Origin of the sequence: Acinetobacter sp. CIP 102637, from assembly GCF_000368425.1 — a bacterium.
GTDB lineage: Bacteria > Pseudomonadota > Gammaproteobacteria > Pseudomonadales > Moraxellaceae > Acinetobacter > Acinetobacter parvus.
Map to the genome: position 1 here is coordinate 413,166 of NZ_KB849434.1, position 24,069 is coordinate 437,234.

The 24,069-nt window shown below is 41.9% G+C and carries 21 protein-coding genes and 1 pseudogene; 20 read left to right on the plus strand and 2 right to left on the minus strand.

From position 1 onward, the window contains the following. The first annotated feature begins 146 nt into the window (after positions 1–146). The 5 genes and pseudogenes from dnaA to F967_RS02405 all read left to right on the plus strand — a co-directional run. Positions 147–1,538, plus strand: a complete 1,392-nt coding sequence (gene dnaA, locus F967_RS02385; RefSeq protein ID WP_004675436.1) for a chromosomal replication initiator protein DnaA — start codon at positions 147–149, stop codon at positions 1,536–1,538. An 89-nt stretch (positions 1,539–1,627) separates the two neighbouring features. After that, entirely contained in the window at positions 1,628–2,776 is a 1,149-nt protein-coding gene (gene dnaN, locus F967_RS02390) for a DNA polymerase III subunit beta (RefSeq protein WP_004797939.1), read from the plus strand. Positions 2,777–2,804: 28 nt separating this feature from the next. Continuing rightward, complete coding sequence (recF, locus tag F967_RS02395) at positions 2,805–3,899, plus strand: DNA replication/repair protein RecF (protein WP_004797940.1); 1,095 nt, start codon at positions 2,805–2,807, stop codon at positions 3,897–3,899. Between the two features lie 47 nt (positions 3,900–3,946). Beyond that, on the plus strand, positions 3,947–6,415 hold the full coding sequence (gene gyrB, locus F967_RS02400) for a DNA topoisomerase (ATP-hydrolyzing) subunit B (RefSeq protein WP_004797942.1): 2,469 nt from the start codon (positions 3,947–3,949) through the stop codon (positions 6,413–6,415). A gap of 141 nt (positions 6,416–6,556) precedes the next feature. Further along, positions 6,557–6,682 (plus strand): annotated as a pseudogene (locus tag F967_RS02405) (transposase); the annotation flags it as partial. A gap of 248 nt (positions 6,683–6,930) precedes the next feature. Here F967_RS02405 and F967_RS02410 read toward each other — a convergent pair. Then, positions 6,931–8,859, minus strand: coding sequence for an ATP-binding cassette domain-containing protein (locus tag F967_RS02410; RefSeq protein ID WP_004797944.1), 1,929 nt, complete (start codon positions 8,857–8,859; stop codon positions 6,931–6,933). 337 nt (positions 8,860–9,196) lie between these two features. Here F967_RS02410 and F967_RS02415 point away from each other — a divergent pair, with 337 nt between their 5' ends. From F967_RS02415 to F967_RS02485, 15 genes are all read left to right on the plus strand, one after another. Further along, positions 9,197–9,655, plus strand: a complete 459-nt coding sequence (locus F967_RS02415) for a putative solute-binding protein (protein ID WP_004675447.1) — start codon at positions 9,197–9,199, stop codon at positions 9,653–9,655. A 217-nt stretch (positions 9,656–9,872) separates the two neighbouring features. Then, positions 9,873–10,874, plus strand: a complete 1,002-nt coding sequence (locus tag F967_RS02420) for a putative solute-binding protein (protein WP_004797954.1) — start codon at positions 9,873–9,875, stop codon at positions 10,872–10,874. Between the two features lie 206 nt (positions 10,875–11,080). Continuing rightward, positions 11,081–12,088 (plus strand): putative solute-binding protein, encoded by a 1,008-nt coding sequence (locus F967_RS02425; RefSeq protein ID WP_004797956.1) that lies wholly within the window; start codon positions 11,081–11,083, stop codon positions 12,086–12,088. Between the two features lie 288 nt (positions 12,089–12,376). Then, complete coding sequence (locus F967_RS02430) at positions 12,377–13,381, plus strand: putative solute-binding protein (RefSeq protein ID WP_004675452.1); 1,005 nt, start codon at positions 12,377–12,379, stop codon at positions 13,379–13,381. Between the two features lie 201 nt (positions 13,382–13,582). After that, positions 13,583–14,866, plus strand: a complete 1,284-nt coding sequence (locus F967_RS02435; RefSeq protein ID WP_034430993.1) for a tyrosine-type recombinase/integrase — start codon at positions 13,583–13,585, stop codon at positions 14,864–14,866. Between the two features lie 497 nt (positions 14,867–15,363). Next, on the plus strand, positions 15,364–15,627 hold the full coding sequence (locus tag F967_RS02440; protein ID WP_034430959.1) for a type II toxin-antitoxin system TacA family antitoxin: 264 nt from the start codon (positions 15,364–15,366) through the stop codon (positions 15,625–15,627). After that, entirely contained in the window at positions 15,611–16,114 is a 504-nt protein-coding gene (locus F967_RS02445; RefSeq protein ID WP_228127264.1) for a GNAT family N-acetyltransferase, read from the plus strand. The genes F967_RS02440 and F967_RS02445 overlap by 17 nt, the downstream gene beginning before the upstream one ends. 8 nt (positions 16,115–16,122) lie before the next feature. Next, positions 16,123–16,788, plus strand: coding sequence for a hypothetical protein (locus tag F967_RS02450; RefSeq protein ID WP_004797964.1), 666 nt, complete (start codon positions 16,123–16,125; stop codon positions 16,786–16,788). A 166-nt stretch (positions 16,789–16,954) separates the two neighbouring features. Beyond that, on the plus strand, positions 16,955–17,260 hold the full coding sequence (locus F967_RS02455) for a helix-turn-helix transcriptional regulator (protein WP_004797966.1): 306 nt from the start codon (positions 16,955–16,957) through the stop codon (positions 17,258–17,260). 3 nt (positions 17,261–17,263) lie between these two features. Next, positions 17,264–17,899, plus strand: coding sequence for a hypothetical protein (locus tag F967_RS02460; protein WP_004797968.1), 636 nt, complete (start codon positions 17,264–17,266; stop codon positions 17,897–17,899). Next, positions 17,896–18,237, plus strand: a complete 342-nt coding sequence (locus tag F967_RS02465) for a hypothetical protein (protein WP_004797970.1) — start codon at positions 17,896–17,898, stop codon at positions 18,235–18,237. Before F967_RS02460 ends, F967_RS02465 begins: the two co-directional genes overlap by 4 nt. Beyond that, a complete protein-coding gene (locus tag F967_RS02470) occupies positions 18,230–18,769 on the plus strand; it encodes a hypothetical protein (RefSeq protein WP_004797971.1) in 540 nt (179 codons plus the stop codon). Before F967_RS02465 ends, F967_RS02470 begins: the two co-directional genes overlap by 8 nt. Before the next feature lie 4 nt (positions 18,770–18,773). Then, on the plus strand, positions 18,774–19,106 hold the full coding sequence (locus F967_RS02475) for a CHC2 zinc finger domain-containing protein (RefSeq protein WP_004797972.1): 333 nt from the start codon (positions 18,774–18,776) through the stop codon (positions 19,104–19,106). After that, on the plus strand, positions 19,103–21,628 hold the full coding sequence (locus F967_RS02480) for a DUF927 domain-containing protein (RefSeq protein ID WP_004797976.1): 2,526 nt from the start codon (positions 19,103–19,105) through the stop codon (positions 21,626–21,628). The genes F967_RS02475 and F967_RS02480 overlap by 4 nt, the downstream gene beginning before the upstream one ends. Positions 21,629–21,687: 59 nt before the next feature. Next, positions 21,688–22,350, plus strand: a complete 663-nt coding sequence (locus F967_RS02485; RefSeq protein WP_004797978.1) for a hypothetical protein — start codon at positions 21,688–21,690, stop codon at positions 22,348–22,350. Positions 22,351–22,512: 162 nt separating this feature from the next. Here F967_RS02485 and F967_RS13505 read toward each other — a convergent pair. Continuing rightward, positions 22,513–23,264 (minus strand): IS5 family transposase gene (locus F967_RS13505; RefSeq protein WP_155756392.1). Its coding sequence is split into 2 segments (ribosomal slippage): positions 22,513–22,928 and positions 22,928–23,264, totalling 753 coding nucleotides; the frame shifts between segments, so codons are not numbered across the junction. Positions 23,265–24,069 lie beyond the last annotated feature (805 nt).

The following is a 24,069-nucleotide window of genomic DNA, read 5'->3' on the forward strand; positions in this document are numbered from 1 at the left end:
TTTATAAACAAATGCTGTCTTTTTCAGCGAAAGTCTCATAAATTGTCCTGACAGATGTGGATAACTTGGTTAGAATGGCGACCCCTTTGAAAGATGAGGGTAACGGTTTTATTTTTGAATTTAAAATGGATAGATAGGGGATGCACATGCTCTGGACAGACTGCTTAACTCGCTTGCGACAAGAGCTCTCTGATAACGTCTTTGCGATGTGGATTCGTCCTTTGGTTGCCGAAGAGGTTGATGGAGTCATGCGTTTATACGCACCTAACCCTTATTGGACACGCTATATTCAAGATAATCATCTGGAACTCATTTCAATTTTGGCGGAACAGTTGTCTGAAGGGCGGATTCGTCAGGTTGAGATCCTGGTTGATTCCCGCCCTGGTACGATTTTGTCTTCCAGTGAGCAGCCAGCAACCACGACTGCCGCTTTAAATACCCAGACCACTCCAACACGTATCAAGAAAGAGCCTGATCTGGTCCAGCCAAGTCAAAACACAGCGAAAACACCAAAGAAAAGACAGCTCAACCCGCAATTTACTTTTTCACTGTTTGTGGAAGGCCGTTCCAACCAGATGGCTGCGGAAACCTGCCGCAAGGTTTTGACCCAGCTTGGTGCGTCTCAGCACAATCCTTTATTTTTATATGGTCCAACAGGTTTGGGTAAAACACACTTGATGCAAGCTGTCGGAAATGCGCTGTTACAAGCCAAGCCAAATGCGCGTGTGATGTATATGACCTCGGAAAGTTTTGTACAGGATTTTGTCAGTTCACTACAAAAAGGTAAGGTCGAAGAATTTAAGAAAAATTGTCGTTCTTTAGATTTGTTGTTGGTCGATGATATTCATTTACTCGCAGGTAAAGAGGCGAGTTTGGTCGAGTTTTTCTATACTTTTAATGCTTTACTCGATGAATCTAAACAAATTATTTTAACATCTGACCGTTATCCAAAAGAATTAACTGAGCTTGATCCGCGTTTGGTCTCTCGTTTTTCATGGGGATTGTCGGTGGGGGTTGAACCACCAGATATTGAAACCCGTATTGAAATTCTATTGAAGAAAGCTGAAAACAGTGGTGTCGATTTACCCCGCAACTGTGCCCTGTTTATTGCCCAGCAAGTGGTTGCCAATGTGCGTGAGCTTGAGGGGGCACTGAATAAGGTGGTGGCCATTTCCCGTTTCAAGGGGACAGCCATTGATCTGGATGTGGTGCGTGAGTCCTTGAAAGATGTGTTGGCAATTCGTGCCCGTACCATCAGTGTGGAAAACATTCAGCGTGTGGTCAGTGAATATTTCCGTATTCCACTCAAGGAACTGGTGGGGCCAAAACGTACTCGTATCTATGCACGCCCACGCCAGTTGGCAATGGGGTTGGCGCGTGAACTGACAGGCGACAGTTTTCCAGAGATTGGTATGGCATTTGGTGGGCGTGACCACAGTACCGTGATGCATGCCTGTGAAAAAGTGGCTAGCCTACGTGAGCAAGATCCAATTTTTAATGAAGACTATAAAAACCTGCTGCGTCTTTTACAAAGTTAATTCATTTTTCAGAGTTGCAAACTGCTTTTAAGTGCAGCATAGTACACTGCTAACATTCATATCGGCTTCTGTTGTAAGAGGAATAAATCGTGCGTTTGAAAATCGCTAAAGAAAGTTTACTCAATGTTTTATCGCATGTGGTGGGGGCGGTTGAGCGTCGTCACACCTTGAATATTCTTTCTAATGTCAAAATTCAAACCACTCAACAGGCTTTAACCATTACGGGTTCTGATTTGGAAGTTGAACTGGTGGCAAGCACCACGCTGGCTGAGGGTGCCTGTTTGCAGGCTGGCGAAACGACTGTTCCAGCACGTAAACTGGTCGAAATTTGTAAATCCCTCCCGACAGCAGCCTTGATTGACCTACAAATTACTGAAGACCAGCGTTGTATCCTGAAATCAGGCAATAGCCGCTTTGTTCTGGGTACGCTTCCTGCCGAGGATTATCCATTACTGACGACTGAAAACAGTCAGGGTACACAGGTGCAGGTCACACAGCGTGAATTAAAAAGATTGTTTGAAAAAACCTCTTTCGCCATGGCGGTTCAGGATGTTCGTTTCTATCTGACGGGTACATTGTTGGAAATTGATCAAAATCAATTGCGTACAGTCACAACAGACGGTCACCGTTTGGCATTGTGTGAAGTGTCGGCTTCATCGACAGCATCTGCATCGATTCAAGCGATTGTTCCGCGTAAGGCGGTTGGTGAATTACAGCGTTTACTCAGCATTGAGGATGAGCAACTGACCTTGTTGATTGGCCGTGAACTGTTAAATATCACCATCAATACGCCAAGCCGTGATAAGGAGCAGGGTGATATCACTGTTCGTTTTACCACCAAGCTGATTGATGGCAAGTTCCCAGATTATCGCCGTGTGATTCCGCGTGGTGGTGATAAGCATGTGCTGATTGCCCATGATCTGTTTAAACATTCACTGCAACGTGTGGCGATTCTGAGTAATGAGAAGCTGCGTGGGGTTTTCCTGAATTTTAGCCAGGATACCTTGCAGTTGCGTGCCAATAACCCTGAGCAGGATGAGGCCAGTGAAGATCTGGTCATTCAATATCAGGATGCGCCGCTGGAAATGTCATTTAATGCACAATATATTTTAGATGTCCTGAGTGTGCTGGATGGTGATGATGTCAAGATGAGCATGACCGAAGCCAATCAGTCGGTGTTGGTGCAAGACCCAGCCCATCCAGACCAAACCTATGTCGTAATGCCGATGCGGGTTTAATTGCGATTGATGGTTTGAGTTTTAAAACATGCAAATCACGCGTTTAAATATCGAACGTGTACGTAATTTAAAGGCGGTTGCACTCGGCGAGTTGCAACCGTTTAATATTTTTTACGGCGCAAATGGTTCTGGAAAAACTTCAGTTCTGGAAGCCATTCATTTATTGGCGACAGGCCGATCATTCCGTACCCATATACCAAAACATTACATTCAGTACAATGCAGACGATGCGCTTGTTTTTGCCCAATCCGCCAGTGAACGGATTGGTATGCAAAAGCTGGCTTCTGGTGAGCAGTTGATCAAGGTCAATGGTGATACCATTGCCACGCAGGGGCAGTTGGCAAAACTGCTGCCTTTGCAGCATATTGACCCACAAAGTACAGATATCATTGATCATGGAGCTAAACCAAGGCGGCAACTGCTGGACTGGTTGATGTTCCACGTGGAACCTGAGTTCTATTTTGCCTGGCAATATTATTCACGTGCATTAAAGCAGCGGAACAGTCTGCTGAAGTCACGGCGTAACTTGACCTTGGCTGATTTGGAACCATGGAACAAGATGCTGAGTGACTATGGTGAAATTTTGAATTCACAACGGGTCAGCATTGTGGAGCAATGGAACTATTTTTTTCAGGAAGATTTAAAGCAGTTGTTGCCTGATCTGGAGATTGTGCTGGAATACAATCCAGGTTTTCATACCGAGCAGGGACTGCTACACGATCTGGTGCAGCAGCATCAAAAAGACCTGGAACGGCGCTATACTGAGTATGGTCCACACCGTGCCGACCTGCGTTTAAAAACGGGTGGCGATGCCCTGCGCAGTGATGCTGCGGATGTATTGTCCCGTGGGCAAAAAAAGTTGTTAATCATGGCATTAAAACTGTCACAAATTGCAATGCTGCATGCGAGCAACAAGGAAACTGTGGTATTATTGGATGATCTGACAGCAGAGTTGGATGTAGCCGCACAACAGCGTTTAATTGAGCGACTGAGTCAGCTGGGAAGTCAGGTTTTTATGACCACCCTGGAACATGCGTCGGTATTAAAACACTTACATGATTTGTCGATTCCTTTTCAATTATTCCATGTTGTTCACGGTCAAGTCAGTCTTGCTGCACCATAATTTTATTTTCTCATCTTCAAATAGATCAATATTACTAGGGAGTAACCATGAGTTCAGAGTCTCAATCAGTCTCTCAAACAGAACAAACAAATGAAAAGGCTTATGATTCCTCTAGTATTAAAGTATTACGTGGATTAGATGCGGTTCGTAAACGTCCTGGGATGTATATCGGTGACACCGATGATGGTACTGGTCTGCACCATATGGTGTTTGAGGTGGTGGATAATGCCATTGATGAAGCCCTGGCGGGTCATTGTGACGAGATTCTGGTGACCATCCATGAGGATGAATCGGTCAGCGTGTCGGATAACGGACGTGGTATTCCAACCGACATACACCCTGAAGAGGGCGTGTCTGCGGCAGAAGTGATCCTGACTATCCTGCATGCGGGCGGTAAGTTCGATGATAACAGCTATAAGGTGTCGGGTGGTTTGCATGGTGTAGGAGTGTCGGTTGTCAACGCCTTGTCGAAAAAACTACAGTTGACGATTTATCGTGCGGGTCAAATTCACGAGCAAGAATATCAGCATGGTGATTCACAATATCCATTAAAGGTGGTGGGTGAAACAGAGCGTACAGGTACAGTTGTACGTTTCTGGCCAAGTGAACTCACATTTAGCCAAACGATTTTCAATGTAGATATTTTAGCTCGTCGTTTGCGTGAGTTATCTTTCCTTAATGCGGGTGTGAAAATTGTATTACGTGATGAACGGATCAACTTTGAACACGTCTACGATTATGAGGGTGGCCTGTCTGAATTCGTTAAATACATTAACGAAGGCAAGACCCATCTGAATGATATTTTTCATTTCACGGCTGATGCTGAAAACGGGATTACCGTCGAAGTTGCCTTGCAGTGGAATGACAGCTATCAGGAAAATGTACGCTGCTTTACCAACAACATTCCACAGAAAGATGGTGGTACACACCTTGCAGGTTTTCGTGCGGCGTTAACCCGTGGTTTGAACCAGTATCTTGAAAGTGAAAATATTTTAAAGAAAGAAAAAGTTGCTGTTACAGGTGATGATGCGCGTGAAGGCTTAACTGCAATTATTTCAGTGAAAGTGCCAGATCCAAAATTCTCATCGCAAACCAAAGAAAAATTGGTTTCGAGTGAAGTAAAACCTGCGGTAGAGCAGGCCATGAACAAAGAGTTTTCTGCTTATTTACTGGAAAATCCACAAGCAGCGAAATCGATTGCAGGTAAGATCATTGATGCAGCGCGTGCCCGTGATGCGGCGCGTAAGGCCCGTGAAATGACCCGCCGTAAGAGTGCGCTGGATATTGCGGGTTTGCCAGGAAAATTGGCGGACTGTCAGGAAAAAGATCCAGCCTTGTCTGAACTGTATCTGGTCGAGGGTGACTCTGCGGGTGGAAGTGCCAAGCAGGGTCGTAACCGTAAGATGCAGGCGATTTTGCCGTTGAAAGGTAAAATCCTCAACGTTGAGCGTGCCCGCTTTGACAAGATGATTTCCAGTCAGGAAGTCGGGACGCTAATTACGGCTTTAGGCTGTGGCATCGGGCGTGAAGAATATAATCCAGATAAGTTACGTTATCATAAAATCATCATCATGACTGATGCGGACGTGGATGGTTCACACATCCGTACCTTGTTGTTGACGTTCTTTTTCCGTCAAATGCCAGAGCTGGTTGAGCGTGGTTATATCTATATTGCCCAGCCACCACTGTACAAATTGAAGAAAGGCAAGCACGAACAATACATCAAGGACAATGATGCACTGGAAGAGTTTTTGATCTCCAACGCGATTGATGAGCTTGCCTTGCATATCAGTGCGGAAGCACCTGCAATTACAGGTGCGGCATTGGCGAGTGTGATTGCGGATTATCAGGTGTCACAGAAGAGCTTGCAGCGCCTGACTCAGCGTTATCCTGCAAGCCTGCTGGATGCCCTGCTTGAGCTGGAGGCATTTAAGGCTGACCACAACCATGAGCGTGACTATGTCGAATCATGGGCTGAGCAATTGCGTGTGGCAATTGAAAAACTACAGCCAAGTTTGCGCCCTGAAATTACCTTGGAATCATTTGAACGTGAAAACTCCCTAGGTGAAAAATCGGCACACTACTGGCCACGTGTCACGGTATATGTACATAACTTGCCACATGCCTATTTGCTGGATGCAGGTCTGCTCAATTCTGCTGAATATGCACGTTTGCTGAAAAATGCCAAGAGCTGGTTCAAGTTGCTTGAGGAGGGGGCTTACCTGCAAAAAGGTGAGCGCCGTATTCAGGTCAACAGTTTCCATCAGGTATGGCAGCATATTTTGCAGGACTCACGCCGTGGCATGATGATCCAGCGTTATAAAGGTCTGGGTGAGATGAATGCCGAGCAGCTTTGGGAAACTACAATGGACCCTGAAAACCGCAATATGTTGCAGGTCACCATTGATGATGCGATTGAGGCAGACCGTATGTTCTCATGCCTCATGGGCGATGACGTGGAACCACGTCGTGCATTCATTGAGGAAAATGCGTTGAATGCCGATATTGATGCTTAAGTAAGTTAGGCATTTTTCAAATTTATTTTAAAGGCGGGGCTAATCATTTTAGCCCCGTCTTTGATTCTTTTGTTTTATTGGAAATTATTGAGAGGTTTGTGGCTTATAGTCAAATCATTATAAAACCAATACAATGGTGCAATGAGTTATTCAGAACATTTTAGACGTAAAATTTTAGCTAAGCTTGAGGAAGGTTATTCTATTCGAGCGGTAGCTGCACAATTTGAAATTAATAAAAATACCATTGTTGAATGGAAGAAACGTATATAGTCAAATCATTATAAAACTAATACAACTCAGTCGATGAGTTATTTCGAGTTTTTTTCGAATCCTGTATGAATAATAAAGTAGTTTGACTATATAGTGAGCCTGAACCCAAAGCTCAATTTTAAGGGCAAATTCCAGTTCCAGCTTAGCTGAAATTATTGGTGGTTGCATGGCATGTTTATTGGTGTTTAAGTAGCGCCAACCTAACCAGACGATGTTGGCCAGTTAGGCTGATATTTTTTTAGTTTTTAGGTTTCGAATGAACTTTCTAGTTCTTCCAGCTCCATCATCAATTCTAAAAGCTGTTCTTCGAATTGTTCCAATTTTGCCTTTAAATCATTTTGCTCATTCATCAGTTTGATCAACTCATCTTTGCGTTGGGCTTCATATAATGCGCTCTCTGCCAGAGCCTGTTCAATTGCTGCCAAGCGTGGTTGAATATTGTCAATCTGTCCCTCAACCTTTTCAATGTTCTTACGAATCGGGCGAGTCAGTTCACGGCGACGGGCAGCCTCTTTGCGCTGGGCTTCCTTATCCACCTTTGCTGTTGATAATGGTGTATTGCTGCTTTGCTGCTGTAGGGCATTTTGGGCATTGATCTGCTGCTGACGCGCCTCACGCAACCATTTGGCATAATCCTGTAAATCGCCTTCAAATTCTGTACATCGACCTGCATGGACTAGTAACAGGTCATCACAGACACTGGCGATCAACTGGCGTTCATGCGAAACCAGAACCACTGCGCCTTCAAAATCCTGTAAAGCCATGCTTAATGCATGACGCATATCGAGGTCCAGATGGTTGGTGGGTTCGTCCAGAATCAACACATTTGGGCGTTGCCATACAATCAGGGCCAATGCCAGACGTGCACGTTCACCACCTGAAAAGCTCTCGCATGCGGTGTCCATACGCTCGCCACTAAAGCCAAACCCACCCAAAAAAGCGCGCAAGGAAGCTTCACTGATTTGTTTATCTGCAATGCGGGCCAATTGCAGCATTGGGCTGGCATTGGCATCCAGTGCATCCATTTGATGTTGGGCAAAATAACCGATGTTCAAGAGTTCAGAGGCTTTGCGCTCGCCTGCCAAGAGCGGTAAATCACCCACCAATGTTTTGATCAGGGTTGATTTACCCGCGCCGTTCATCCCCAGTAAACCAATCCGAGAACTTGGTGTGATTTGCAGGCGAATTTTTTCAGCAATCACTTTATCGCCATAACCAATGGTCGCTGCATCTAAACTCAGCAAGGGTGAACTCATTTTCGTGGGTTCACGAAAACTAAAGGTAAATGGCGTATCCACATGCGCAGGCGCAAGCTGTTGCATGCGTTCCAACTGTTTGATACGGCTTTGCGCTTGGCGAGCCTTAGTTGCTTGGGCTTTAAAGCGGTCAATATATTTTTGAATATGTGCGCGTGTTTCCTGTTGTTTCTCAAAAGCCTGTTGCTGTTGTGCCAAGCGTTCGCTACGTGTCGTTTCAAAGGTGGAGTAGTTGCCTGTATATAACGTCAATTCCTGATTTTCAATATGAAGAATATGATCTGTAATGGCATCGAGAAAATCACGGTCATGTGAAATCAGCACCAGCGTTCCTTCATAGGCTTTGAGCCAATCTTCTAGCCATAAAATAGCATCTAAGTCTAAATGGTTCGTTGGCTCATCTAATAATAGTAAGTCTGAACGGCTCATTAAGGTGCGTGCAAGATTTAAACGCATCCGCCAACCACCAGAGAAGCTTGCCACATTTAAACGGATTTGATGATCAAGAAATCCTAAACCTGCCATTAATTGGGCTGCTTTCGCAGGTGCTGCATAGCCATGAATTTCATCAAAACGACCATGCAATTTGGCTAAATCATCATTACTCAGTTGATCTGGATGTGCTAATTTTTCTTGAATGTCCCAATATTCTTCGTCACCAGATAAAACAAAGTCAATCGCTGGCATTTCTAAGGCTTTAATTTCCTGAGCCATGTGTGCCACAGTCCAAACTGCTGGACGAGTTAGATTCCCTTCATCTGCAACCAAGCCACCCAGAAATGCGGCAAACAAAGTCGATTTACCCGCACCATTCACGCCTGTAAGGCCAATTTTCCAGCCAGGATGGAGCTGCATTGATGCTTTCTGAAAGAGGACTCGCCCACCACGGCGCAATGAAACTTGGTCAAACTGGATCATGAGCATGCAAAATTACAAAGAGTTGGCTGCATTTTAAGGTGAACGTGCATGAAAGCAAATTTTTATCTGGTAGCCATTCAATATTCATTCATAAATTATATTCTGGCTTCAAACCTTGTCGAGTGTGTTATGAAATCTAAATACCGTAATCCATCTGCCCTAAAGATCAATTCGATTGAATCCAGCAATTCAATCATTAAAAATAGAGTTTTTACTCTATTTTTGTGATGCAAATCAGATTATTATTGAGTTTTAATGCAAAAGTAAGTAACAAGATTAGAAGTATAGTGACAGGATTAGGGATGAGGAAAGGGATTTTTGCCGTGGGGCAATGCTGATGCTGGGGGCAAGTATGCAGGCCAACGCAGACGCTATAATTTGTGTTTTTGACTTTTTAGGAAAATCTGGTGAGGCCTATAAAGCTCTGGAAATTGAGAAAGGACTGCGAACAACAGGGGCAATGTTTGACAACGTTCCTGTTGTGAATATTACGATTGAGTTGATTATTCGCCCAAAATCTTTTCCCGCAGGTTTCTCTCTGAATTCACGGGAATGGTTTATACAACAAATTCCAACAAGTTTTGCCATTATTAAACGGCTTGAGGATGCCATTCCAACAAAATATAAATATTCGATTTCTAAGGAAGAGGTTGAGAATTATGAAAAACTTTTCAGGGAGCAACGAATTCGTTTTACCAAAGATGGTATTTATGACCCAGTGATGATGGGCGTTTTGAAACGGGCACGTTGTTCAGTGGAAAGAACCCGTTTTGAATGTTCATTGGGAGGTGAATAAAAATCTGAATCCAGATTGAATTGTGTGGTGATTTGAACAAATCATTTGATAGGGAAAATAGATATTTCATCAATGAGTAAAATATGATGAGGGCTATTAAAAATCAATAAAACCCGATGTATGTAAATAAAAGGACTAGGCTTTTAGTCAAGATCTGACTATATTCGTCTCTCGCTGGTGGAAAAATATGCAAAAACAGCAAATAAGGGAAAACAAAATGAAAAAAGGACTTTTGGCATTGAGTGCTGCGACTCTATTTGTCATGACTACTCCTGTACAGGCAAAACAAGAAATTTGCGTATTCGATTTGTTGGGTAGGGCTGGAGAGTCTTACAAACTGATCGAGGAATGGAAGCTGGCCGCCAAAAACTGGCAGGGTGATATAGAGCTGATTCCTTATCAGGATGAGAAAAAAGCAGAACAGGATTTCGATGCAGGGAAGTGTGACGGTGTCTATATGACCTCCATGCGTGCCCGTAAATACAACAAGTTTGCGGGTTCAATTGATGCTGTGGGCGCGGTTACCAGTAATGCCATTGCCCAAAAAGCCATTAGCTTTGTGTTGGATAATCGCAACAAGCACCGTCTAACCGCGTCAGTTGGGGGTGAGAAACATGAGGTTGCAGGGATTATTCAGGTCGGACTGGCCTATATCTTTGTTCGGGACAAAAATATTGACACCATTGAAAAGGCCAAAGGCAAAAAATTCGCCTACCTCCACTATGACCAGGCACAAAAGACGATTGTTGAAAGCATAAATCTTGTTGCTGTACCCTCTGATATTTCAGATTTTGTGAAAAAGTTTAATAGTGGACAGGTTGATGTGATTGCCGCACCTGCCTATGCCTATAAACCCTTGGAAATTAGCAAGGGATTGGCAAATGGTGCATTATTTAATTTTCCAGTTGTGAACATCACAGGCGACTTAATTATCAAGCCTGGAAAATTCCCTGCAAATTTTGGTACCCAGTCACGCCAATGGTTCATCAACAAATTACCAGGCAACTTCGCAACAGTACATCGTCTAGAGGCTGGCATGGATGCCAGAAGAATCACCCTGTCCAATGAAGACAAGATCCGCTATCAGAAACTACTGCGTGATGGACGCATGAATTTGACCAGACAGGGAGTGTACGATGCCAGCATGATGAACGTGCTGAAGCGTGCACGCTGTACGGTGGAGCGGACCAATTTTGAGTGTTCACTCAGTGGTGAATAAGACTTGTAAAAATTATCAATTTAAAAAAAATTGTGCGGCTTATAACAAATTTACCCATGGAAATAAGTGAATAAGATAAAGCAGGACAAAAAATAAACAATATTGATATAAAAATAGAGTACGAGCTCTATTTTTTTTCAATAAACATGATTAATATTTGCTTCGAACAAGGAAACAAACATAAAGTTTGTGAAAGGATGAAAAATATGAAAAAAATTGCGTTAGCTATTGCAGCAACTTCAATCTTAGGTGTATCTGCCTCTACTCAGGCAGCAGTTGATGTGTGTGTATTCGACTTATTAGGAAAGTCAGGTGAATCATACAAAATGATGCAGGACTGGGCACTGGCTGCAAAAAGCTGGGGTGCTGACGTTAACCTTCAGGCAATTACTGATGAACAGGTGGCGGACAACAACTTTAAGGCGGGTAAATGTGATGCTGTAGCAATGACAGCAATGCGTGCACGTCCGTACAACAAGTTTGCGGGTTCTATTGACTCTTTAGGCGGTGCGCCAAGTAATGAGATTGCTCAACGTGCGATTACCTATGTACTGGATGCACGTAATGCAGCAAAAATGACCACCAATCTTGGTGGTAATAAATACGAAATTGGTGGTATTGCTCCATTAGGTGCGGCTTATATTTTCGTGCGTGATAAGAGCATTAGCTCAATCGAAAAAGCAGCGGGTAAAAAATTCGCGGTATTGGGTCATGACGACGCGCAAAAAATTATGGTACAACGCGTAGGTGCACAAGCTGTACTTTCTGATATTTCTAACTTTGCTGCTAAATTTAACAACGGACAAGTAGATATGGTAGGCGCTCCTGCTTATGCATATAAGCCATTAGAGTTGAGCAAAGGTTTAGGTGCTAACGGTGCGATGTTTAACTTCCCAGTATTACAAGTAACTGCGGATCTTGTGTTACGCCCAGAAAAATTCCCAGCTGGTTTTGGTCAAAAATCGCGTGATTATTTTGTGAAGCAACTTCCAAAATCTTTCGCAATGATCAAACGTTATGAAGCTGAAATCCCAGCAAAATACAAAATGAACTTAACTGCTGAAGACAAATTAAAATATCAAAAATTAATGCGTGATGGTCGTATGGACTTAACTAAACGTGGTATTTACGATGCAGGCATGATGTCTGTATTGAAGAAAGCTCGTTGTTCAGTAGATAAGGCGAACTTTGAATGTGCTTTACCTGGTGAATAATCAGTAATTGCTAAAGTAAACACTTAAAGCCTAGATTTATCTAGGCTTTTTGTTTTTTATGCATTGTCATTTAAGTCATTGTCTTTAGCTGCTAAGATTATGATTATACAGAGACATAAGAAATCAAATGGAATAGAGAAGATTTAAGAATATATTAAAGCCATCAAAAGCAATGATGGCTATTTTCAAATCTATTGTTCATTTGAAGATATTGGAAAGATATAACGCACTTTTTAGTGTTGAATGTTATGTAACAACAATCACCATGGATGCAAAGGAAAAAATAAGATGCAATGGTTTAAAACACTCCTACTGGCGACAGGTATTGCTGCGGTATCTGCGGGCGCTCAGGCAAAACAGACCATTTGTGTATTTGACATTGTCGGTAAAAGTGGCGATGTCTATGCACTGATGAAAGACTATCAGCTTGCCGCAAAAACCTGGGGTGCGGACATTGAGTTGAAAGTGGGCACCAATGAAGCAGTGATAGCGGAAGATTTCAAGGCAGGTAAATGTGATGGGGTCAGCATCACAGGCATGCGTGGTCGCCAGTTTAACCAGTTTACAGGCTCATTGGATGCGATTGGTGCGATCACAGACCTAAAACTTGCGGTAAAAGTGATGCAGGGATTGGCAAGCCCAGCATTTGCCAAGGCCATGGTGAATGGCAAATATGAGGTTGTGGGCGTGATTCCGATTGGGGATGCTTATCTGCTGGTTAATGACCGTAATATCAATACTGTCGCCAAAGCGGCAGGTAAGAAAATTGCGGTACTGGACTATGATGAAGCGCAAAAAATTATGGCTTCTCAGGTGGGTGCTCAGGCGGTTAGTTCTGACATCACCAACTTTGGTGCGAAATTCAACAATGGTCAGGTTGATATCATTGGTGCGCCAGCAGCAGCATTTAAGCCTTTAGAACTTCACAAAGGTCTGGGTACTAAGGGTGCAATTGTCAATTACCCAATCTTGCAGGTGACGGGTAACCTGATTATTCATCCTGAGAAATTCCCTGCTGGTTTTGGTCAAAAATCAAGAGAATGGGTCAAGGGACAGTTACCACGTGCTTTTGGCATACTTGGCAAGATGAAAGCGGATATTCCACAAAAATACTGGATGGAAGTTCCTGCGGCTGACAAGCCTGGCTACCAAAAGCTGATGCGTGAAGCGCGTATCAACCTGACTGCAAAAGGTATTTATGACAAGCGTATGATGAAATTGTTATGGCAATTCCGCTGTCGTGAGGATGCCAAGAACTTTGAGTGTGCGCTACAAGATGAAAACTATAAATAATCTTGTAAAAAGTCTTTAAACTCCCTTTAAACTTCTTAGCAGCTTTGCAGTGTAATATCATGTGATGCAGTTGCTAAGATGTTGATTGATAAAAATATTTTTTGTGGTTGCAATGTGGTTGCCTGTATGCAAGTGCATTGCTATCACTTAACTTTTGACGGTATATTTGACGGTATCAATTCATATACCGCCAAACACAACATGACAAGATTATCAAATAAACTGACTGCCAAAGCGGTCAAAAATCTGAGCTATGACACTGAGGGCAGTAACAAATATGCTGATGGTAGTGGCTTATATTTATTGATTACGGCGAATGGCTCAAAGCATTGGCGGATGGATTACCGCCGTCCAGTCACCCAAAAAAGAAATACGCTTGCATTAGGTACATATCCTGTCATTAGTTTGGAAGAGGCACGTATAAAACGTGATGACGCTAAAAAGATGCTGATGAATGGAATTGATCCAGCCGAAGATCGTAATGCCAATAAAGAGAAGAAAAAAGCACAGGCAGAAAATGTATTTAGCCGATATGTCCGAGATTGGCTGGATAAGCGAGCAATAGAGGGGCGAAAGGATGCTGAAAACATTAGAATGTTGAATATTGATATATTGCCCTATATTGGTGATATGCCAATAACATTAATGACCCCAGAGCAACTAGAAAAAGATGTAACTAATAGAATTGTAGCTAGGGGCGCAATTATTGTTGCTATACAGGCGAAGAAAGTCATGAAGATGGTTTTAAATATTCCTTTAAAAAAGCGGCTCATTCAATATAACCCAGCAGAAAACATATCATTACCGAGACCACAGAAAGGCAATAATCCAGCCATAACAGGCGAGCTAGAGCTAACATTCCTACTTAAAAAAATATGGTCATACACAGAGGACAATCACCGAAACTATAAGATTACTGAGCTAGCCATTAAGCTTGCAGTCTATATTTTTCAGCGCCCTAATGAGGTTAGAGGATTGTTATGGGAGCATGTGGACTTTGATAAGGGCTATTTGACATTTACAGCAAGTAAGACCAAGCAACCGCACATAGTCCCTTTATCTAGTCAGGCTTATGAAATCCTCAAACAGATTCAGGAAATGAACACCAATTCAATTTATGTTTTTCCTAGTCCTAAAAACAATGCTTATTGCCTTTCCCCTAGCACAATGGGAGGGGCGCTAAAGCGTATGGGTTTTGGAGGTAAGCAAACGGCACACGGTTTTAGGGCAACGGCGAGAACGTTACTAGATGAAGAACTGGATACCCGAAGCGATATTATTGAGCATCAACTAGCCCATAAGGTGAGAGACCCGAATGGCACAGCATACAACCGCACTAAATTTCTCAAGAAACGGCAAAAGATGATGCAACTATGGGCGGATTATCTGGATGCCCTGAGATTGGATCAGGATGTAACTAGGTTCAAGCCTCAAGATGATGAGATGGATAATATTATTCAATTTACACGTAGAGAATCGGCTTAATTGGATTGTATGAATTGACTGAAATGACAGAGAACTAAATTATCCATTTTTTCACCTATTTCTAAAATCACTAAATTTATTATTTTTCAGATATAGCCTTTTTTTAAGTGTTACAGGTGTAACGGTGTTACAGCTTTGTATTTTAATAAGTTTTTATTAATTGGTTGTAAATTGCTACGTGTTACACAGGTTACATAGCTGATTTATAATAATTTTATGTCAAAATGGATATAGGGAAAACACGGATTTTTAATCCAAACGTAACACCTAATCATAAAAAAGACGGTAAAAACGCATAGGCGAGCCAATTAAGCGTAATCTTAAAACAAGCTACCTATTAGGCTTTTAAAATATTAAATTGACCAAAATGACAGAATTTTAGGTATCTATTATTTCTCATTTTTAGCTAAAAAGTAATCAGTTATTGCAATGTATAGCACTGTAGTTAAATAGCTCCTATAATGTACTTAATACTAACGTACACTATGGGTTCTTATATGAGTGCTATGGAACGAATTAATTTACGTGCAACACGTGAAGCGAAACAGGTTATTGAGCAGGCAGCAGCCTTAACAGGCACGACAGTCAGCGCATTTATGTTGCAGCAGTCTTATGAAAAGGCATTAAGTCTGATCGCACAGCAACAGCGTATTACTTTAGGCGCAAAAGATTGGGAAATGCTGAATGAGCGACTGGAAAACCCAAGCCCAGCCAATGAAGAACTCAAGGCATTGATGGCATTAGGTGATCAGCTTGTCTAAGTTATTGTTTTCGATTGAACCATTAAGCAGTAAGTATGACAAGAACGCTTTTGATTGTGGAGAGCCATTACTCAATCGTTTTTTGCAGCAACAGGCGAGCCAATTGCAAAAGCGTTCAGTCAGTCGTACCTATTTAGCCATAGATGAAAATGAGCAAATAGCAGGGTTCTACAGTCTTTCTACAACCCAGATTCACCGTGATGATTCTCCAGATCATTTAAAGCAGTTTTCAGCCTATCAGCCGATACCAGCAGCATTAATTGGACGTTTGGCAATTAATGAAGCGCATCAAGGGCAAGGTGTAGGGCGTTATTTATTGGCACATGCGCTAGCAACCATTAAACGCTTATCAGATGTTATTGGGCTTGCTGTGGTAGTGATTGATGCAAAGAATCAAGATGTAGCAGCGTTTTATAAAAAGTTCGGATTTTTTGCAGCCAATGATTCAGATTTAAGACTGTTTTTATTGGTTAAAAGTATTGCATAGGTATATCAATGAATATTGATGATTTTGTAAGAAATCAGATAAAAAAAGCTCACGATAGTATGTTTGGAGACTTATTGCGTAGTAATAAATCTTTTGATGTTCGTTATATATCAGCTTACTTATTATTTAGTCAGAGAATTAAAGGTCAAATTGGTGATCATGATGGTGTGTCTGTAAATGACATTAAAAGTATTTTTGTATCATGTTTAAATGAATGTGAACTGGAATATGATAATCCAACAAAAAAAAGAGATAAATATGCAGAATATCATTTTTTTAGAATGGTAATATTTTACACCCATGCAGAAAAATTTTTAGAATTACAACAATACAATGAAGCTATACAAGCTTTAATGGATGCTAAAGAATGTCTTGGAGCGAGCAAAATATTTAAACATGCTGATTTAGTCCATATTGTAGACAGTGATCATAAATATACAGTTGCAAGCGAGGGCGGAATAGCAAAGGCAAAGAAAGAAGCAGAACGCAAAGCTCCAATATATCAAAAATTAGAACAAATATGGGATAGTGGTAAATGGGACTGGCGGGGTAAAAAGAAAGGTTATGAAAATTTTGCCAATTGGGCAATACATAGTGAAGAAAATGATGGCTTAGGACATGAGGCTATAAGGAAGCATATAAGCAAATACCATAAATCAAAAAATACAGATTAGTTTTGGGATTCTGCTAGCAAAAACCCAAAGTTACCAGCAGCTAGTAGTAGCTACTAGCAACATATATTTTTATTATTAAAAAACAAGAAGAAAATGCACCTATCGAAACATGGGAATGTATCCAAGTTTCACACAAAGCAATACATAGCTTTTGATAGGTGCAAATATGACAACCTCAAATTTATACAATCCAAGTGGCGTAGATGCTTATTTACGCATGAAAGACCTTGCCAATATTCCTGAACGCCAACCCAAGACACACACCTATAAAACAGGTGTAAACAAGGGCAAGGTGCGAGTGATTGGCGCACGCCCAGCAAGCAAGGGCATTATTGGCGTATCTGAGAAAACAATCTGGGAATGGGTGAAAACAGGAGCTTTTCCTCAACCTATACGCATAGGCGGAAATATTACCGTTTGGCGTGTATCTGATATTAATAACTGGATGCAAGCACAGGGATTGGAGGGCTGAACGATGAAAAATGAGACTCCAAAACAGATTAAATACAGTGCAGTAAATACAGGTGATAAATTCAAAGCAAAAGGCTATTACTATCTAGCTACGGCTATCTTAAACATAGGCAATAAATCGCCATTCTGTTTACTGGTGACGTATAAGGATTTACCCCATGAATCCCATTCAGCCTTTGCACACCAAGAATATGCCTTGTTCAACCCTAATTTAAACTATATCCAAGATGGTTTTATATTTAGGGCTGGAAACAGGAAAGCCATTCAGATCATTGATTGTATTCCTGTTTATGATGCAGAGATTTTAATGGATTGGCGCAATAATCAAGGGCGTTATAACTGGGATAAAGCCATTATTTTGCCATTGGATGTGATCGAAACGCTTTCCAGTTATGCAGAGTTTGCACAGGACTATAACGATTATATCCATTTAGGTCATACGATGTATAAAACCCCACGTTGTGACAGCCCTTGTATTGGTGTATATGGGTATTTATTCAATCTGATTACCCATACGTTACGGGCAGATGCAAGAAAATACTATATTCAAGGACAAGATAGCATTGCCTTTCACTTGAGAGCCGTTAAACGCCTGAATAATGCAGTAAAAACCAATACTAACGGAGGTTTACCAGTATGAACCTCTTAAAAGATGGCTATGGATTGGGTGCATTGTTGCACTCAAGCCTTGCAAAGCAAGCCAAAGCTTTATATCCTAAACATGCCCAACAAAAAGCAGCTGGGTTAGCTTTGACAGGCTACAACTCGTTAGCGCATACAGTCCGCTTCATGGGCTTTTTTTGTATGTGTAATATCTCTATGCATTCGCATGTTATGGCGAAGCTGGAGAGGGACATCTTCGGATGTGCAGGTTTTCTAACGAGCCTGTCTGTCAACCCTTTTCAGCTTTGCCACCATTATTTGACAGTAATCGGCAAGGCTTCTAAACAATCGTTAGGAGCGCATAATCATGCCTAATCAAACCATTTCTAAAAACAATGCCTTTCAAGTGCTTACAGAGCTAGATAAGCCAACAAAAGACTATTTCTTTACCCTAAAAGAAATTCAGGCACTACATAACGCCGTGATCCATTTCATTGGCAACGAAAGCAATCCACAATTTAAAAAAGACATTCAAACGGTGCATTCTGTTTTATATGGTTCATTGCAAATTATTAGCCCGTGGATTGATCAGTTAGACCAGCAGATTGATGCCATTGCCGATATTGCAGAAACAGCAGACCCAACCGCCTTGATCCGTGCCATTTACAACGATTTTCAACACCTTGATGTAGACGTACAGCATTTAAAAAATCTAATCAAGATCGCCAATGATGCAATTTTGCAGATCAATCCAGCTTGCTTTAATCATGTTGGCGTTGAAATTAGCGTTATTCAATGGATGATCAGCGCCATTAAGCACATGACGAACCAATTACAATCCGATATTTTTTCTGAATGTGATGTTTTAGAGCAGTTACACCCAACCATGTTTAATGCAGGGGTGTAAAACTATGAAACAAGCGCACCCTACGCTAGGGAAATATAAAAACAATGGCACAGATGGGGCTAAGTTTGGCTTAAACCGTGCCTTACTTCCCGATGTGGTCGAATACCTTACCGCTAGAGGTTACGCCGTCAAAGGGCGTGGCGAATGGCGTGAGATGGTTTGCCCATTCCATGATGACAGCAAGCCCAGCCTACGCATAAACAGCCGTAAAGGTTGCTTTAAATGTATGGCGTGTGAAGCCAAAGGCGGCGACTTGATCGCCTTTCATCAAAAGCTAACAGGCAAGCCATTCATTGAGGCATGTAAGGACTTAGGCGCATGGGAGAATAACGCATGACCGACCATAGCACTATTCAGGTAAAGGCGGAACAACATGCCCTTAAAATGGCACAGCGTGAAGCACAGAACGGTTTTGAGTATGAATACCTATTCACCTATGCCGATGAACAAAACACGCCGATTTACTGGAAAATACGCCTCAAGAATCACAATACAGGTGATAAATGGATACGGATATTTTCACAAGGTCAACGTGGTTTTATCACCAAAGAGCCTGATTTTAACGCCCTGTATCCAGTGGCCAACGGTAAAAAGCCGTTGTATGCACTGGCACAGATTGACCAAGCCCCAAAAGATGCGGAAATATGGTTATTTGAGGGCGAGCAAAAGGCAGATTTAGCCCAGCAATTAGGCGTTATTGCATCCACGTGCGGCGGAAGTGGCAACGTAGCAGCAACCCACCTACAGCCATTAGCGGATAAAACCGTAGTGATATGGGCGGACAATGACAAAGCTGGGTTTAAATGCCGTGACGAACTAGCACAGGCATTGCAGCAAATTGGCTGTAAGGTGCAGTTTGTTGACCTAGACCCACTTAAATTGCCCGAAAAAGGCGATATTGTGGACTGGCACAACGCCCAGCAAACCAATGGATTGCATCCAACCCTAGACGATTTACAGCAGCTTAAACGCATTCCTTACATGCCACCTGAACCAACTAAAACCTTGCCTAATGGTTTACTGGCTGAATCAATGGAGTGGGAACGCGGACATTTTGAAGTGACTGAAAAAGGCTTGTTTTTTGTGGACGTGGATAAAAATGGCAATTACCACGAAAAATACATTTCCAGCCCGATTTTAGTCCTAGCCAAAACAAGGGATAAAGATTCAGGTGGATGGGGCAACCTACTCCAGTGGCGAGATGATGCCAACCATTTACATACATGGGCAGTTCCAGCCGAACTATTTCAAACCGATGGGGCAGAATTGCGTAAAACATTGGCAAGCAATGGCTTGAAGATCGTACCTGACAAACGTGGGCGTGATTTACTGCAATGCTACCTGATGAGCTACCCAGCCGAAAAAATGGCGTTATGTGTTGATCGTGTGGGATGGAGTGGGCAGGCGTTTGTATTGCCTAACAAGGTGATCGGACAGCCCAAAGATGGTGAATTGATTGTTTACCAGTCCATGAGTGGCATAGACAGCCGTTATCAGTGTAGTGGCACATTGGAGCAATGGCGAACGGAAGTATCTGAACTGGCACAGAGCCATAGTAAGCTTGTTTTTGCACTTAGTACGGCATTTTCAGGGCAGCTTTTAACCCTGTTAGAGCAGACACAAGGGGCAGGGGTTCACTATAAAGGCGGTTCATCTAAAGGTAAAACAACCGCTTTGTATGTAGCCAATAGCGTATGGGGTTCGCCACGCCGTTTTTATCGGACATGGAAAGCCACAGGCAACGCCCTAGATCATACTGCACACATGCACAATGATGGATTTTTAGGGCTGGACGAGATTGGCGAAATCTCCAACCCGAAAGAACTTGGCAACCTTGCCTATTCATTGGCGAACGGTTTAGGCAAATCCCGAATGAGTCGCAGCTTAACCGCTAAAGCGACCTATGAATGGCTGATCATGTTTTTATCGACTGGAGAGGAAAGCCTAAAGCAGATCATGGAACAACATGGGCAGCGAACCAAGCTAGGGCAAGAAATCCGTTTACTGGATATTGATGTAGATCATTCGCCATACGGTGTATTTGATCAGATCAACTTTGCACAGGATGGCGCAAAGCAATCACGATTGATTACCGAACGAGCAAATCAATATTATGGCGTGGCTGGCATTGCATGGCTTGAATATTTAACCAGTCATAAAGATGCTGTGACCAAACAGGCAAAACAACTGCTAAAGCAATACCAGCATGACCTAAGTAGCAGTTACCCAGAGGGACATATTCAGCGTGTAGCCAATACCTTTGCCATTATCGCCGTAGCAGGTGAACTGGCAACACAGGCAGGTATCACGGGATGGCGACAGGGGCGAGCGTTTGAAGCAGCTTATGCTGTATTCCAGTTATGGATTAGCAACTTTGAACAGGTCGGCGACTTTGAAGATCGGCAAATATTGCAACGTGTACGCTCATTCTTTGAAGCAAACGGCAACGCACGCTTTGATACCTTGAGACAAGGGCGAATCACGCCGACTGAATATTCTGAAATGAATGAAAGTGTTGAGAGCGAGCAAACCATCCGAGCAAAAACCTTGTACCGTGTCGGTTATCGGCAACTGAACCAACAAGGTAAATTGATTGCGTTCCTTGTCCATCCCGAACAGTTTAAGGAGGTCATTTGTGGTGATTTTAATCCTAAAAAAGTCGCCAAAACCCTTGTGAAACATAAGTGGTTAGACCATGAAAAGGGCAAAAGCAGCAAAGCTACACGCATACAAGGGATTGAAACCAATAAACCTGTAAGGATGTATGTTTTTAATGAATCGGTATTTACCTATGACATTGAACAGGCAACCAACCCTTATACACAGCCACCAAGTATAGGCAAAACCGTAGATATTTAACCAAAACCAATGCACGGCAGGGACTACCCCGCCGTGCTTTTGTATGGATTATCCTAAATATGAACATTGCACAGCAGCTTTATGAATCGGCACAGCAATATGGGGCAAAATTTGAATTAAATGAGGGGCAAGGTTTACGCTTAAATCATGCTGATCATGTCCCTGATGCCCTAATTACACAAATCCGCCAATTTAAACCTGAAATCATCCAATATTTACAGCAATGTGCCATATCTGACCTGATTGATAGCATTTACCAATATGGAGCAAATATTGAGGTGATTGATGGGCAGCAATTGAGACTCGACCATGCCTACCATATTCCTGATCAATTGATTACCCAGATACAGCAGCTAAAACCGCAGATACTGGCATATTTAACGCCGTCCACAGAACAAGACCAGCAAGGGCAAGCACAATTGCGAGATTTTGAACATCAACTTGTACAAGTGTTCTTTGATCGCCTTGATCACAAACGGCAAAATTTAAGAAAGATTAATGGCAGTATCCAAAATGCTTTAGTTACGCCAAAGGATTACATGGGCGACCTGATGGGCAAACTTGGTATTCAGCAATATCAGGCACAAAGCTATTTAGACAATATGATCGGTCAAGGTATGTTTAATTATGACAGCCGTTTCAAGTTCTATCTATTTCCAAACTATGACCATTCAGCGATACAGCCATTTAGCCACTACAACCTGGACAAACTACAACCATAAAAACGCCGTGTTAAAGCCGTAGGCGGAGGGGTTATCTTTTCCGCCAAATTTGCACACACTGGCACTGTGCCTATAGAGATAGACTCTAAAACATGAAGAAAACATAAAAATTATTAAAATTCAGCCTGTTATTTATTTACTTTTACTAGGGTCTGTTGAGAATTATCGAGAGTTAATTACACTCGCGCACAATTGAATCATGGCTTCAAAACTCGTATCTGTTTTACAACTACGCATCGCTATACGTTTAAATTCTTTTAACTTACAGAAATAGTTTTCAATGAGATGACGCCATTTATACATAGTCGTATCAAATGCTCTTATTACTTTTCGATTAGATTTGGGTGGGATCACCACTTTCACTTTACGTTCATTGAGTTCTTGGATGAGCCAATCTGCATCAAATGCTTTATCCGCTAGTAATGCTTGAAAATCAACATCTTCAATTAAAGGTTTAGTTTCTACTAAATCGTGATATTGACCAGGCATTAATCGAAACTTAATGAGGTTGCCTAGACTATCCACTAAGGCAAGAATTTTACAGGTCATTCCACCTCGAGATTTACCTATAGACTGTTTGAAAGTCCCCCTTTTGCACCTTGCCCATGTCGATGAACTTTAACAATCGTTCCATCAATCATGGCGTATTCCAAATCAACATCTTCATTTACAGATGCAAAAATAGTTTCAAATACACCAGCTTTCACCCAGTCACGGTATCTTTTAAAGACGGTATTCCATTTACCAAAATGAGCAGGTAGATCACGCCATGGACTGCCTGTACGGGCAATCCATAGGACTGCTTCTAAAAATAATCGATTATCTTTTCCACTACGACCTCGATCGGTCACTTTACCTAGGCAAAAAGGTTCCATTTTTGCCCATTGGGCATCAGTAAGTATGTATCTATCCATAGTACTATTATAAATTAATCAGTAGCCTTTGTTAATTCTCAACAAGCCCTAGAATCAGGAAGTTTTTTATAAATGAGAGTATAGGGCGGTGTCCGATTAGGGCAATCCTAAATAATTTTTGTACCCCCCAGCCTAGCTATAGCATTGGCTAAAACGATTCACGCCTATTCAAAAGCCTGATAAGTAACCCATGTAACACGCTAAAAATCTAAAAGTGTTACACTAAAACTTATTTATATTCAATGTTGTAACACCTGTAACACCTGTAACACCTAAAAAAATACATATAATGAATACTGTAAGTAAATAGAGTAGTAATAAAGAATAGAATAAATGTAACTTATTGATATATAATAAAATTTATAAATATATAATATATTAAATACTATTATTTAGCCTATGTGTATTTTAGATAAAACTATAAAAAGCTTTTAAATACAAAGCTGTAACCCCTGTAACACCACGTAACCCCTAAAAAATGAATGATTTTAAAAACTCATTAGTTTAACTTAACTATATGAATTAAAAGGGTATACCCCTATATGGACTTATGACCACGTAAAAATTTCATGGGTGGACGGTCCTTTCATGTATGGGCGTTTAGACTTTTGACCCGATACCCCCCCTATAACCTTCAAAAAATTATCGAGAGAGTTTTTTTTATTGGGGGACGGTCTATTCAGGCATAGGCGTTTAGACTTTCAACCCCCATACCCCCTTGACCAATGGCACGGCGCACCTATCCTTTTGGTCAGGTGGTCAGGTGGTCAGGTGGTCAGGTGGTCAGGTGGTCAGGTGGTCAGGT

Excerpts from the sequence above, each read along its gene's own strand:
- F967_RS02470 (WP_004797971.1), top strand. The coding sequence starts at position 18,230 with ATGCCTAATCAAACCATTTCTAAAAACAATGCCTTTCAAGTGCTTACA.
- F967_RS02465 (WP_004797970.1), top strand. The coding sequence starts at position 17,896 with ATGAACCTCTTAAAAGATGGCTATGGATTGGGTGCATTGTTGCACTCA.
- F967_RS02485 (WP_004797978.1), top strand. The coding sequence starts at position 21,688 with ATGAACATTGCACAGCAGCTTTATGAATCGGCACAGCAATATGGGGCA.
- F967_RS02460 (WP_004797968.1), top strand. The coding sequence starts at position 17,264 with ATGAAAAATGAGACTCCAAAACAGATTAAATACAGTGCAGTAAATACA.
- dnaA (WP_004675436.1), top strand. The coding sequence starts at position 147 with ATGCTCTGGACAGACTGCTTAACTCGCTTGCGACAAGAGCTCTCTGAT.
- recF (WP_004797940.1), top strand. The coding sequence starts at position 2,805 with ATGCAAATCACGCGTTTAAATATCGAACGTGTACGTAATTTAAAGGCG.
- F967_RS02480 (WP_004797976.1), top strand. The coding sequence starts at position 19,103 with ATGACCGACCATAGCACTATTCAGGTAAAGGCGGAACAACATGCCCTT.
- F967_RS02450 (WP_004797964.1), top strand. The coding sequence starts at position 16,123 with ATGAATATTGATGATTTTGTAAGAAATCAGATAAAAAAAGCTCACGAT.
- F967_RS02420 (WP_004797954.1), top strand. The coding sequence starts at position 9,873 with ATGAAAAAAGGACTTTTGGCATTGAGTGCTGCGACTCTATTTGTCATG.
- F967_RS02430 (WP_004675452.1), top strand. The coding sequence starts at position 12,377 with ATGCAATGGTTTAAAACACTCCTACTGGCGACAGGTATTGCTGCGGTA.
- F967_RS02425 (WP_004797956.1), top strand. The coding sequence starts at position 11,081 with ATGAAAAAAATTGCGTTAGCTATTGCAGCAACTTCAATCTTAGGTGTA.
- F967_RS02440 (WP_034430959.1), top strand. The coding sequence starts at position 15,364 with ATGAGTGCTATGGAACGAATTAATTTACGTGCAACACGTGAAGCGAAA.
- F967_RS02455 (WP_004797966.1), top strand. The coding sequence starts at position 16,955 with ATGACAACCTCAAATTTATACAATCCAAGTGGCGTAGATGCTTATTTA.
- F967_RS02435 (WP_034430993.1), top strand. The coding sequence starts at position 13,583 with ATGACAAGATTATCAAATAAACTGACTGCCAAAGCGGTCAAAAATCTG.
- F967_RS02475 (WP_004797972.1), top strand. The coding sequence starts at position 18,774 with ATGAAACAAGCGCACCCTACGCTAGGGAAATATAAAAACAATGGCACA.
- F967_RS02410 (WP_004797944.1), bottom strand. The coding sequence starts at position 8,859 with ATGATCCAGTTTGACCAAGTTTCATTGCGCCGTGGTGGGCGAGTCCTC.
- gyrB (WP_004797942.1), top strand. The coding sequence starts at position 3,947 with ATGAGTTCAGAGTCTCAATCAGTCTCTCAAACAGAACAAACAAATGAA.
- F967_RS02415 (WP_004675447.1), top strand. The coding sequence starts at position 9,197 with ATGCTGGGGGCAAGTATGCAGGCCAACGCAGACGCTATAATTTGTGTT.